The sequence below is a fragment of the Phenylobacterium sp. genome (assembly GCF_035569475.1).
Taxonomy (GTDB): domain Bacteria; phylum Pseudomonadota; class Alphaproteobacteria; order Caulobacterales; family Caulobacteraceae; genus Phenylobacterium.
The window spans coordinates 14,673-27,098 of the sequence record NZ_DATMNA010000113.1 but is presented as its reverse complement, the minus strand read 5'-3'; the positions used below and the strand labels follow the sequence as shown (position 1 = coordinate 27,098).

The window sequence follows — 12,426 nt, the reverse complement described above, 5'->3', positions numbered from 1 at the left end:
TCGTCCAGGTCGCCAGCGCGCTCCCCGGCGCGCTCACCGTCAGCGCCGCGCGAGACGCCACGCTCAGCGCGCCGACGGTGAGCTTCAACGCGATCCAGGCCGGGCGCGACGTCACCCTGATGACCACCGCCGGCGACTTCTCCAGCACCAATCCGCTGGTCGCCACCCGCAACCTGACCATCGGGGCCAGCGGCGCGCTGACGGTGGGGGCGATCACCGCCTCCTCGGGCTCGATCACGCTCACCGGGCGCACGGTCGCGGCCGGGGCGCTCAACGCCGCCCAGGACCTGACGCTGAAGGCCTCCAACGGCGGGGTGCAGGTGGCGAGCTTCCAGGCCGGACGCGACCTGATCGTGCAGGGCTCGACCCTGTCGCTCGGCCAGCAGCTCGCACCCATCGGCCGCGACCTGTCGATCACCACGCCGGGCGATTTCACGGCGGCCAGCGACCTCACCGCCGGGCGCAATATCACGCTCGCGGTCGGCGGCATGGCCACCGTGAAGGGGCTGACGGGCCCGGGGACCGTGGACATCGTCGCCAATGACCTGACCCTGGGCGGGACGGTCACGGCGGCCAATGTGCAGATCGAGTCCGCCGGCGGGGCCCTGCGCGTCGGCGGATCGGCGAGCGACCCGGCGCCGGCCTCGGGCCTGTGGCTCGACAACGCGGAGTTCGGGCGCATCCACGCCACCGGCCAGGTGAACCTCTACGCCGGCCCGACCGCCGGAAGCGCGCGCGGCGACCTCACCGTGCTGCAACTGGACGTCAATCCGGCCTCCACGCCGCAGGTGAACTTCCTGGTCGGCGGCGGCCACAACGCGCTGATCCAGGGCGTCCTGGCGCCCACCGCGTCCGGCGGGATCATCCATGTCGGCGACCACGCCAACACCGCCTGGCAGCCGGCCTCGGTGCTGGTCAGCGGCACGATCGGCGCGGCGACCTTCAGCGGCGGGGCCTATTCGAACGTCCGCTCGTTCGACCACGTCCAGTTGTTCGCGACCCAGGACATCATCATCGGCTCGCAGCGCTTCATCAACCTGATCCAGCAGACCGCCAACGCCGACATCGAGATCGGCCGCAACAAGCCGAGCGGCGTCGCGCCGACGGGCGGCGAGCAGAACCGCGTCCTGGTGGTGGCGGGCGACCTTGAGCTGTCGGCCGCGGGCAAGGTCGTGTCGCAGAACACCGCGCCCACCAGCGACCAGTCCGTGGGCCTGTTCCTGACCGGCAAGGGCACGCCCAACCTGACCCTCGACCCGCCGCAGTTGGTCGACCTCTACGGCTCATTCGTCAGCCCCGCCGGCGTGGTGGTCTCCAGCTTCTCGGCCGGCAGCGGCGTGGCCGTGGCCATCGTCGACGCGGCCGGCAATCCGACCACGCCGCCGGCCGGCGCGGTCTACCGCTTCAATAGCTGCGCGGTGGACACCACCCAGTGCTCCGCGGCCTCGCAGGTCACTGGCAACCTGCAGCAGAACACGCCGGTCCTGACCGTCTCGACCACCGGCGGCGCCGGCGATGCCTTGAGCGGCGGTGACGCCGGCGGCGGATCCTCCGACAGCGGCGGCGCGGACGAGTCCGGCGGCGGCAAGGCCGCCGGGGGCAAGGCGGCCGCGCGCAGCAACGCGGGCCGCAACAACGGGCCGCCGCTGCTCGCCGCAGCGCCGCCCGATCCCGACGCCGTGCTCGCCGAGCCGGTGGTGACCGGCGCGGGCAGTGAAGAGATCTGGCGCCCGCACGTCCAGGCGGCGCCGGACAAGAAGCCGGAGGCCAAGCCATGAACGGCGCTCGCGTCCTGGCCGCCCTGAGCGGCGCGGCGATCCTGATGGGCCTGGCCGGCGCCGGTCACGCCCAGACCCGTGCGGACCTGATCCCCCTGGGGCGCAGCGGGGCCAGCGGCGCGGTCTGCGAGGCCGTGCGCGACTACGACGACCCGGTCGTCCAGGCCCAGGGCCGGCGCGGCTGGAACATCCATTGCCGCGGCTGGGACGTGAGCCTGGGCCGGCTCTACGTCCTGCCCAACACCGCCGCCGAGACCGCCTGGAGCCAGGCGCTCGCCAAACGCGCGGCCTGCGCGGAGCCCAAGTCCGAGGCTGTGGCTGGACTCGGCGCCGTCAGCCGCCGCGCCTGCCACGCCACCGGCAGCAACGCCACCTACGTCAGCTACGGCGCCAGGCACGGCCAGACGGTCTTCGCCGCCGAGGGCGCGAGCCAGATCGCCGACGTCCTGGAGACCGGCCTGCGGGTGGTCGCCGGCGCCGCCAGGCCGCCGCAGATGTCCGAGGTCCAGGTGTCCGCCGCCAGCGCCGAAATCGCCACCGACTTCGGAGGCGCCTCCGGCGGCCTCGCCCGCGCCCAGGCGGCCGCGGCGACCGATCCGGCCCGGCTGCGCGCCCGGGCCTATGTGCAGAACAACGAATGGCGCTTCGACCAGGCCGAGACCGACTTCCAGGCCCTGGCCACCGACGCACAGGCCCGCAACGCCCCGCCGCGCGAACAGGGCGAGGCGATGCTCAACCTGGCGCTCAACATCTCCAACAACGGCCGCTTCGCCGAGGCCGACCGCCAGTTCGCCCTGGCCGACGCCCAGGTGGCCCGGGCCGCCGACCCGGTGCTGGCCGCCCAGGCCATGGGCTACCGCGCGCTCCATCTGCGCAACCAGGGCAAGTTCGCCGAGGCCGTGCAGGCCGGGCGCGCGGCCCTGCAGGCCCGCCAGCAGGCGCGCGCGGCCCGCGGGCTGACCGACAAGGGGCCGACCGTCACGGCGGTCTCCACCGGCGAGGTGGCGATCGGCGCGGAGCTGTCGCACGCCCTCAACAGCCGATCCGGCCGCGGCGACCTGATGGGCGGCGCGGCGATCTCGATCTCTGATGAGCTGCTGGTGCAGGACGCCCAGGCCTGGGAGGTGATCGGCTCGTCCCTCGCCGCCCAGGGCGACACCGCCGGGGCGCGCGGAGCCCTGGCTCAGGCCGGCCGCGCCCTGACCGCCAGCGAAGCCGGCGGGGCGTTGAACGTGCTGCTACGCTCGCGGGTAGAGGCGGATCTCGCCGACCTCGACATGGCCGCCGGCCAGCCCGGCCCGGCCGCCGACCGGCTGGCGAGCTCGATCCTGATCCTGCGCGCCCGGCACGCCGGCACGGCCACCGAGGGCGGCCTCTTGCTGCAGCTCGGCCGCGCCCAGATGGCGGCCGGCCGCGACGACGCGGCCCTGGTCAGCTTCGGCCGCGCCTTCACCCTCTTCCAGGCCCAGCGCGGTTCGCTGGGCGCCTCGGCGGACGACGCCGCGCCCTACTTCGACCTGCTGCTCGCCAAGATCGCCGCCGAGCCGGCAAAGGCCGACGACTACCGCGGCCGCTACTTCTCCGCCGCCGAGAGCGTGGTCTCCAACGCCACCGCCCAGACCGTCTCCAAACTGGCCGCGCGGGTGGCCTCCGGCGACGGGGCGATCACCGGCCTGGTGCGCGCCCTGGACGACACCAAGCGCGAGCTGCGCGCCACCGAGGCGCGGATCGCCAACGCCCAGGCGCAGGCCACCTATGCCGGCGAGGTCAGGACCGGCCTCGACGCCCAGCTCAAGACCCTGCAGCAGCAGTCCGACACCCTGGAGGCCCAGCTCCTGGCCGCCAATCCGCGCTACGCCCAACTGGTGGCCGCCACCGCCAGCCTGCCGGAGCTGCAGAAGACGCTGCACAAGGACGAGGTCTATCTGAAGGTGGTGCTGCTGGGCGGCCGCGGCTACGGCGTCCTGGTCTCCCAGGCCGGCGCCAAGCCCTATCGCTTCGACCTGTCGCGGGAGCAGGCGGCCTCGGCCGTGCGGGCCATCCGCGCCCCGTTCGAGGCCGAGGACGGCCTGCCGGCCTTCGACATCGCCCGGTCCTATGCGCTCTTCCAGACCCTGGCCGGCCCGGTGAAGGCCGAGATCCTGGGCGCCAAGCACCTGATCTATGAGCCGGACGGCGCGCTGATCTCGCTGCCCGTGGCCACCCTGGTCACCGAGGATCCGGCGCCCCTGCTGGCGGGCGTGGCCCGCGGCAAGGACCCGGACTACCGCAAGGTCGCCTGGCTGGGCGCGCGGCTCGACTCGTCCCTGGTGCTGTCGGCGCCGAGCTTCATGCAGTCGCGGGCCTTCAGTCCGTCGCGGGCGAAGCAGACCTTCCTGGCCTTCGCCGATCCGGCCAGCGCCAAGGCCGAACCGCGCGCCTATGCCTCGGTCCTGAAGCGCTCGGGCGCGATCACCGGCGGCAACGGCGCCAACATCTGCGAGGGCACCCGCCAGGCCCTGCTGCGTCTGCCCGAGCTGCCCGACACCGCCGACGAGGTCCGCAAGGTGGGCGCGAGCTTCAAGAGCGCCTCCGGCGAGGAGCTGATGATCGGCAAGTCCTTCACCGACGACGCCGTGAAGAGCCGCAGCGACCTGGGCGACTTCAAGGTGCTGTACTTCGCCACCCACGGCCTGCTGCCGCAGCCCTCGGCCTGTCTGCCGGAGCCCGCCCTCGTCACCTCGGTGGGCGCCAACGAGGACAGCGACGGCCTGCTGGACGCCAGCGAGATCCTCGACCTGAAGCTCGACGCCGACCTGGTGGTGCTGTCGGCCTGCGACACGGGCGGCGCGGGCTCGGAAGCCACCGACCTCACCGGCCTGCAAGGCGGCGGCGAGGCGCTGGGCGGCCTGACCCGGGCGGTGATCTACGCCGGCGGCCGGGCCCTCGTGGTCTCGCACTGGTCGGTGGACTCGGCGGCCACGGTGCGGCTGATGACCGGCCTCTTCTCGGCCCCGGCGGCCACCGAGGCCGAAGCCCTGCAGCAGGCGCAACTGGCCCTGCAGCAGAGCCCGGACTGGTCGCACCCTTACTTCTGGGCGCCCTTCACCATCGTCGGCGACGGGGCGCGGGCGATGCCGACCTCCGCCGCCGCGCGCTAGGCCGGACGCGGGCCATCGCCCCAACTCTCTCAACCAGGGGCCGCCCCGGCAACGCCGCGATCCACTTCGGTCGCGAGCCCTATGACGCGGCCCTGCCCCGGCCCATGGGGCGCAACTCCGCCGGCGAGGGGTTCCTGCGCGGCCTGCTGCGCTACGCAGACGTCGACCGGATCTACCTGTGGAACGTCCACGGCGACGCGCACGACAGCTTCCAGCCGCTGCTCGACCGGCTGGGACCGGCGAAGGCGCCCATCGCCTGGATCGGGGCGGGCGAGCGCGAGGGCCTGGCCGCACCCGGCGGCCTGCACATTCCCAGCCCCGAGCTGCAGCGCGAGGCCTGGGCCCGGCGCAGCGTGGGCGCCACGGCCTACTCCCTGACCGGCGTCACCCACACCATCGCCGAGACCTATATCATGGGCGAGATCGCCGGGATGCTGATCGCCCCGGTCGAGCCCTGGGACGCCCTGGTCTGCACCTCGCCGGCCGTGCAGAGCGCCGTTCAGACCCAACTCGAGGCGGTCGCCGACTATCTGCACCAGCGCTTCGGCGTGACGCGGATGCCGGCCGCCCAGCTCGTCACCATCCCGCTCGGCGTGCATTCGGAGGACTTCACCTTCGATGCGGAGGCGCGGCGACGCTGGCGAGAGGCCCTTGACGTGCCCGCCGACGCCGTGGCGGCCCTGTTCTTCGGCCGCTTCAGCGTGGCCACCAAGATGAACCCCGCGCCCATGGGCCTGGCCCTGCAGCAGGCGGCCCAGCGGACCGGCCAGCCGGTCTACTGGATCCTCTACGGCGGGGCGCGGAAGCCGGAGGAAGACCAGGCGTTCCGCGACGCCGCGGCGGCCTTCTGCCCCGATGTCCGCCTACGCTTCGTGGGCGAGGCCGCGCCGGACGCCCATGGCCCGGTCTGGTCGGCCGCCGACGTCTTCATCTCCTTCTCCGACAATGTGCAGGAGAGCTTCGGGCTGACCGTGCCGGAGGCCATGGCCGCGGGCCTGCCCTGCGTGGTGTCCGACTGGGACGGCTATCGCTTCACCCTGCGCCACCAGACCGATGGCTTCCTGATCCGCACCACGGCGCCGCGGCCGGGCCTCGGGGCCGACCTCGCCTTCCGCTATGCGAACGGCATGGGCGACTCTGCGGACTATTTCACCGCCCAATCGCAGTTCACCGCGGTGGATGTGGAACAGGCGGCCCAGGCGCTGGCGGCCCTGTTCGCCAATCCCGACCTGCGCGCGCGGATGGGCAAGGCTGCCGCCGAGCGGGCGCGGACCGTGTTCGACTGGCGCGCGGTGATCCCCCAGTACCAGGCGCTCTGGACCGAACTCGCGCGGCGCCGCCAGGCCGCGCCGGTTCAACGGGCGGGCCACGGGGTGGAGGATCCCTGGCGCCTCGATCCCTTCCGGATGTTCGCGGCCTATCCCAGCCACACCCTGGCCCACACCGACACGGTCCAGTTGACGCGGGCCTTCGCGCCGGCGGAGCTGGCGGCGATCATGACCGCGCCCTCGGTGCGCGGCGCCGAGGGCCGCCTGCCCACGTTCCGCGAAACCGAAGCCCTGATCGCGGCCTTGTCGCAGGACCGGCCGGCGGGCGTGGGGGCCCTTCTGGCGCGGTTCCCGCCGGAACGGCGGCCGTTCCTCGAGCGGGCCCTGGTGTGGTTGGCCAAATATGGGGTGGTTAGGTTTCCGTGAGGCGCGACGATCAGCCTTAACCCTAAGGTGAAGCTAAAAGCTGCGGTCCGCCGTACCTTTGTGGTAACTAGAAAGAACAAGCCTCACCGTTCGCGCGGTGGTTGCACGAGAGGTTCGTATGCGTAGCCTTCTTATTGGCCTTCTTCTCGCCGCCGGCCTGGCCGGCGCCGCCAATGCCAGTGACTATATCGTCGTCAACTCGACAGACCCGGGCATCAAGCGCGGCCAGGCCCTGGACGCCGGCATGCGGGTGCCCGTGGCGGCCGGCAAGACCCTGACGGTGATGCGCGCCTCCGGCGAGGTCACCACCCTGCAGGCCGGCCCGGCCGGCGTCACCCTGCCCGGCGCCAGGCTGGCGGCCAATGACGGCGCCAAGTTCGACAGCCTGAAAGCCCTGCTGGACCCGCCGCCGCAAGGCCGCACCTTCGGGGCCCGCCGCGGCGGCTTCTGCCCGCCGGCGGCCAGCGCGACCACCCTGGACGACATCCTCAAGCTCGCCGACCAGAGCGGCTGCAAGGCCGAGGCCCGCGAGGCGCTGGACGCCTACGTCGCCAAGGCCACCAACTAGAACCCGAGCTTCGCGAACACGATCAGCGTCAGGGTCACCATGATCGCGCCGCCGATGCGGGTGGCGATCTGGGCGAAGGGCATTAGTTGCATGCGGTTGGCGGCGGTCAGGATCGCCACGTCGCCGGTTCCGCCCTGCCCGGAGTGGCAGGCGGTGACGATGGCCGCATCGATCGGATAGAGCCTCACCCAGCGGGCGACGACGAAGCCGGTCGCCATCAGGGCGGCGACGGTGGCCACGATGGTTGCGAGCGTCGGCAGGTTGAAGGCCCCCAGCAGCTTTTCCCACGGCGTCTTGGCCACGCCGATGGCGAACAGCAGCGGATAGGTCACCGCGGTGGAGAAGAACTGGAAATTGGCGAAGGCGCCGCGCTCCAGCCGGGGCGAGGCCACGCGGCCGAACTTCATCAGCACGGCCAGCGCCAGCATCACCACCGGCCCCGGCCAGTTCCACAGCTTCTGGGTCAGCGCGCCCACCAGATAGAGGGTCACCGCCATGACCAGGGCCGCGCCGACGTCGGCGGCGCTGACCGGCGCGCGCGGGGTTTCGGGCGCGGCGAAGGGTTCGTCGTCGACCTCGCCGGGCTGCAGACGCCCCTCGCCGGTCAGGCTGGGCCAGCGCTTGCCGGCGGCGTTGAGGGCGCCGGCGAAGAGGATCGCCGTCAGGCTGCCCAGCATCACGGCCGGCAGCACCTCAGCGAACAGCTCGCCCTGCGGCTGGTGGCTGAACTGGGCGTAGCCGATGGTCAGCGGGATCGCGCCCTCGCCCACACCGCCGGCCATGATCGGCGCCACCACCTTGAAGAAGGTGTGGCGAAGGCCGAGCCCCAGCGCCGTCCCCACGGCGCAGCCGACCGCGGTGGCGACCACCGAGCCCGCCGCCAGGGGCACGAAGATCTTCAGGAACCCTGAGATCAGCACCCGCCGGTCCATGCCCAGGATCGAGCCCACGATGATCGCGGCGATGAACAGGTAGAGGAAGTTGGAGTTGTCCGTGAAGGCGGAGATCGACTTCACGAGGGCCGGCGGCAGCAGGTGGGCGTAGACCAGCCAGGAGGGCAGGAAGGTCGCCAGGATCGCCGCCAGCCCCAGGTTCTTCAGCCCCGGCGTGCGCTTGCCGAGCTCGGCGCAGACGAAGCCGCCGATCGCCAGCACGACGATGTTCATCAGGATGTCGGACGGCGCCGCGCCCAGCCGCACGAAGGCCGCCGCCACCGCCGCGCCCAGGATCGCCACGGGAACCGGCACGATCCCGATCCGCAGGTCCATGATCCGCCACCAGGCGGCGGCCGCCGCCGGCGGCTCCGAAGCTGGGCCCTCAGGCATCGGCAATCCGGCCGGCGGTTTCAAAGGTCATGGCGGCTCCCCCGTTTGGGACAAGCTAGCCCGGCGCGCGGGCCGGACGCCACCCCTCGCGCAGGCGAAACTATTTGCCGCCCACGTAGGCCCAGCACTCCACCTCGACGTTGCCGCCGGCGGCCAGGGCGGCGACTCCCATGGCCGTGCGGGCCGGCAGGCGGCCGGGCTTGAAATAGCTCATGTAGATGTCGTTGAAGGCGGCGAACCTGCCCATGTCGGTGAGCAGCACCGTGCACTTCACCACATTGTCCATCGACGCCCCGTGGCGGCCGAGCACGGCGGCGACATTGTCCATGGCGTGCCTGGCCTGGTCCTCGAAGGGCGGCGGCGGCTCGCCGGGGCGCAGGCCGAGCTGGCCCGAGGCGATCAGGAAGCCGCCCGCCTTCACCGCCTCCGAGAACGGGCTCTTGGGATTGGCGGGCGGATAGTAGTCGGCGGCCGCGGCGGCCCCGGCGATCAGGGCGGCGGCAAGCGCGATAGCGGCGCGGCGGGAGATGGGCGTCATGAGGGGCTCGCTCCATAGAGGGCCTGGGCGGCGGCAAGGTCCTGCACCACGTGGCCGAGCGACTTATAGACCGTGATCTGGTCGGGCGCCTCCCGGCCGGGGAGCACGCCGTCCAGCACCTGGCCGATCTCGCCCACGACATGGTCGTCGCCGATCAGGCCGGCCTGCTTGGCGCGCAGGAACTCCGCGCCCTGCGCCAGCACCCCTTCGCGGAAGTCGGCGATGAAGCGGGCGCGCACCACCAGCTCGCTGTCGACCTCCACGGGCCCCGCGAAGCTCGAGCCCACCAGGTTCACGTGCGTCCCCGGCCGCACCCAGGCGCCCTTCAGGATCGGCTCGGCGGCGTTGGTGACGGTGCAGACGATGTCGGCCTCGGCGACGGCGCTCTCCGCGTCCGCATGGGCGGCAACCTCCAGGCCGAGTTCGCCCTCGAGCCGCCGGGCGAAAGCCCGGGCCCGGTCGGCCGAGCGGCCCCAGACGGTGACGGCGCTGAGCGGCCGCACCTTGGAGATCGCGCGGGCGTGGGTCAGGGCCTGCTCGCCGTAGCCGAGGATCGCTAGCCGCATGGCGTCGGCGCGGGCCAGGGCGTCGGTGGCGACGGCGCTGGCGGCGGCGGTGCGGATCGCGGTGACTTCGCCCGCGTGCACGACGCAGATCGGCGCCCCGCTCTCGCTGTCGAACAGCACGACCACGCCCTGGTGCGACTGCGCGCCCTTGGCGAAGTTCTCCGGGAAGACGCTGATCAGCTTGGCGCCGAACATCGCCCGCTCGCCCAGCGCGCCCGGCATGATCCCGAACATCCGCCCGCCGCCCAGCGGGATGATCGAGCGCAGGAGCTGGCGGGTCTCGCCGCGCGAGAGCGCGATCATCGCCCGGCGCACCAGCGGCATGCAGACCTCGTAGGTCAGCCGCGCGGCCACCTCGTCCCGGTCGATCACCCTCATGCGGCGCCCCCCCGCGGCGCCTCGGAAAGCCCGGCCGCCGCAGGACCTTACAGACCCCGCGCGGCCCCATCCAGCGCCGGCCCGACGGCGCTGCGGCCGCGGGCCGAGGCGCCCCTACCAGCTATAGCGAAGCTGCAGGCCGTAGGTGCGCGGGAAGTTGTAGCGGACGACGTTGTTGGTCGCCGTGGGCGCGCCGAAGACCACATAGGTGGTGTTGAAGACGTTCTCGGCGTGCAGCGCCACTTCATAGCGACCCCAGTCGACGCCGATCCGCGCATCGAAGTCGGTGTAGTCGTCGAGCAAGGGGATCTGCGCCACTTCCTGCACGCCGCCCCAGCGGCCGTTGCCCTTGAAATTGAAGAAGCCGGTGACCGCCTCGGTGATCGGGTGGGTGTAGTAGGCGTCGAGCGTCGCGGTCCAGTCGGGCTGCTGCGGCTGGCGGCGGCCGTTGTAGATCGTGCCGCCGATCTTGCCGCCCTGGCGCGAGCCGCTCAGCGTCAACTGCAGCGGGCCGCCCAAGATGTCGAAGTGGCTGGTGCTCTCGAACTCGACGCCCCACAGCGAGGCCGGGCCGGCGTTGAAGGCGAAGGCCGTCTGTTGCACGGGGCAAATCGGGCTGCCGACGAAGCAGCCGTTGTTGCCTTGGATGATCAGGTTGTCGAACTCGTTGTCATAGACGTCGGCGGTCAAATAGACGTTGCTGAGCACATTGCCCTTGAAGCCGACTTCGTAGGCGGTGAGCGTCTCGGAATTGTAGGAGGTCGGCACCGGGGTCGGCTGGCGAACATCGCCCAGCGAGGTGTTGAACCCGCCGGGCCGGAAGGCCGTCCCCACTTTCGCATAGAGCAGCCAGTCGGCGATCGGCTTGTAGCCGGCGGTCACGGTGTAGGAAGTCCTGGTGTCGCGCTGCGATCCGGTGATGTCGAAGGCCACGCCATTGGCCGCCGGCAGGCCGGTGCCGAAATCCACGCGCTGGGTGCTGAAATCCTCACTGTCGTGGGTCACCCGCAGGTCGCCCGACACGTTGAACTTGGGCGTGAAGTCGTAGCCTACGGAGCCGTAGGCGGCGTAGGATTCGAACCGCTCGCGGCCGACGTCGTTGGTGCCGATGCTCGGGCTGGCCGCCGTCGGGGTCTTGGCCAGGACGCTCTGCGGCAGGTCGCGCAGCAGGTAGTATTCCGCGCCCACGAGCCAGGTGAAATCGCCGACCTTTTGACCGGTGAAGTGGACGTCCTGGTAGAAGATCTTGGCGTGATCGAGCTGATTGCCGCCCAGGCCGTAGTCGGCGCCCAGCACGGTCGGGATGGCCGCCGCGGCCACCTTGCCCGCCGCGACCAGCGACTGGGCGTACTGCAGGGACGAGGCGTCGCGGTCATAGGCGTTCTGGCCGCTGCGGTCGCGGTACATGGTGGTGGTGACGAAGCTGCCGAGGCTGAAGTCGGTGTTGGTGGTGAACTCGTAGTTGTCCATCCGCATCTTGGCTTCGGACGTCGAGTTCCAGGGCAGGCTGAACCGGTCCTGATGGAAGCCGCTGGGATAGGTCGCGCTGGGGAAGGTGTTGACCTGATAGACCAGGCCCGGGAGCTCCTCGGCGCCGTGCTCGATCAGCAGGTTGGCGGTGAACGGACCCTGGTTGAAATTGAGCTGCCAGCGCAGGAACTGCTTGTACTGCTGGTCCGCGTACCGATCGAGCAGGGGCAGATAGTAGAAGCCCTTCGACTGGTCCATGAAGTCCGCGCCGAAGCGCATCGCCCAGTGATCGTCGATGGGCAGGTTGACCACCAACTGACCCTCGTAGTGGTCGTTGTTGGCCACGTCGCCCATGGCGAAGCCTTCGTACTGGTGCGTGGGCCGGGCGGAGACGACGTTGACCGAGCCGCCCTCGGCGTTGCGGCCGTTCAGGCCACCCTGCACGCCGCGCAGAATCTCGACGCGGTTGGCGTCGAACAGGTCCAGGTCGGTGAAGGTGCGGCCCAGAACGGTGCCGCCGCCGATGAAGGCGCCGTCGCGGAACAGGCCCACGCCGGACTCCGCCGTGGTCGCCCGCGAGGTGCCGGACCCGCGGATCGAAACCTCCGAGGTCACCGGGTTGGAGGTGTTGGCGAAGTTCACCCCGGGAACATTGGTGAGCAGGCTCTGGGCCGTGGCGACGCCGCCGATCTCGCGGAGCTGATCGGCGCCCAGGGCCGTGGCCGCCGTCGGGATGTCACGCAGGCGCTCCTCGCGCTTGCGGGCGGTTACGACGATCTCCTCGATGCTGGCCGAGGCCTGCGCGGCGCCGGTGGCTTTCGCCTGGGCCTGAGCGGCCAACGGGGCGCCGATCAGCGCCGCGGCCAGCAGCGCGCCCGGCGCGGCCCCGCCTGCCAAAACGCGCAGCCGAAGGCGTGAACTCGCGAAAGTCATGTTTCCCCCTTGTTCCTAAGCGCTCTTTTGTCGCCT

Annotated in this window: 8 protein-coding genes; 4 read left to right on the top strand and 4 right to left on the bottom strand. The window is 71.7% G+C overall.

Translation table 11 applies throughout. From position 1 onward, the window contains the following. From VNW53_RS18420 to VNW53_RS18405, 4 genes are all read left to right on the top strand, one after another. A partial coding sequence (locus tag VNW53_RS18420) for a hypothetical protein (protein ID WP_325557397.1) occupies positions 1–1,778 on the top strand: 1,778 nt, incomplete at its 5' end. Then, on the top strand, positions 1,775–4,918 hold the full coding sequence (locus VNW53_RS18415) for a CHAT domain-containing protein (RefSeq protein WP_325557396.1): 3,144 nt from the start codon (positions 1,775–1,777) through the stop codon (positions 4,916–4,918). The genes VNW53_RS18420 and VNW53_RS18415, both read left to right, overlap by 4 nt. Before the next feature lie 104 nt (positions 4,919–5,022). Next, complete coding sequence (locus tag VNW53_RS18410; protein WP_325557394.1) at positions 5,023–6,612, top strand: glycosyltransferase family 4 protein; 1,590 nt, start codon at positions 5,023–5,025, stop codon at positions 6,610–6,612. A gap of 118 nt (positions 6,613–6,730) precedes the next feature. Further along, the gene (locus tag VNW53_RS18405; RefSeq protein WP_325557393.1) at positions 6,731–7,180 is read left to right on the top strand and encodes a hypothetical protein; all 450 of its coding nucleotides are present in this window, start codon (positions 6,731–6,733) and stop codon (positions 7,178–7,180) included. Here the strand turns inward: VNW53_RS18405 and VNW53_RS18400 are convergent. The 4 genes from VNW53_RS18400 to VNW53_RS18385 all read right to left on the bottom strand — a co-directional run bounded on the left by VNW53_RS18400 (position 7,177) and on the right by VNW53_RS18385 (position 12,390). Next, positions 7,177–8,505, bottom strand: coding sequence for a 2-hydroxycarboxylate transporter family protein (locus VNW53_RS18400; protein ID WP_325557392.1), 1,329 nt, complete (start codon positions 8,503–8,505; stop codon positions 7,177–7,179). The genes VNW53_RS18405 and VNW53_RS18400 overlap by 4 nt on opposite strands. A 100-nt stretch (positions 8,506–8,605) precedes the next feature. After that, positions 8,606–9,043, bottom strand: a complete 438-nt coding sequence (locus VNW53_RS18395) for a RidA family protein (protein WP_325557390.1) — start codon at positions 9,041–9,043, stop codon at positions 8,606–8,608. Further along, entirely contained in the window at positions 9,040–9,987 is a 948-nt protein-coding gene (locus VNW53_RS18390; protein ID WP_325557388.1) for an ornithine cyclodeaminase family protein, read from the bottom strand. Before VNW53_RS18390 ends, VNW53_RS18395 begins: the two co-directional genes overlap by 4 nt. A 114-nt stretch (positions 9,988–10,101) precedes the next feature. Then, entirely contained in the window at positions 10,102–12,390 is a 2,289-nt protein-coding gene (locus VNW53_RS18385; RefSeq protein WP_325557386.1) for a TonB-dependent receptor, read from the bottom strand. Between the last annotated feature and the right edge of the window lie 36 nt (positions 12,391–12,426).

Excerpts from the sequence above, each read along its gene's own strand:
- VNW53_RS18415 (WP_325557396.1), top strand. The coding sequence starts at position 1,775 with ATGAACGGCGCTCGCGTCCTGGCCGCCCTGAGCGGCGCGGCGATCCTG.
- VNW53_RS18410 (WP_325557394.1), top strand. The coding sequence starts at position 5,023 with ATGGGGCGCAACTCCGCCGGCGAGGGGTTCCTGCGCGGCCTGCTGCGC.
- VNW53_RS18405 (WP_325557393.1), top strand. The coding sequence starts at position 6,731 with ATGCGTAGCCTTCTTATTGGCCTTCTTCTCGCCGCCGGCCTGGCCGGC.
- VNW53_RS18400 (WP_325557392.1), bottom strand. The coding sequence starts at position 8,505 with ATGCCTGAGGGCCCAGCTTCGGAGCCGCCGGCGGCGGCCGCCGCCTGG.
- VNW53_RS18395 (WP_325557390.1), bottom strand. The coding sequence starts at position 9,043 with ATGACGCCCATCTCCCGCCGCGCCGCTATCGCGCTTGCCGCCGCCCTG.
- VNW53_RS18390 (WP_325557388.1), bottom strand. The coding sequence starts at position 9,987 with ATGAGGGTGATCGACCGGGACGAGGTGGCCGCGCGGCTGACCTACGAG.
- VNW53_RS18385 (WP_325557386.1), bottom strand. The coding sequence starts at position 12,390 with ATGACTTTCGCGAGTTCACGCCTTCGGCTGCGCGTTTTGGCAGGCGGG.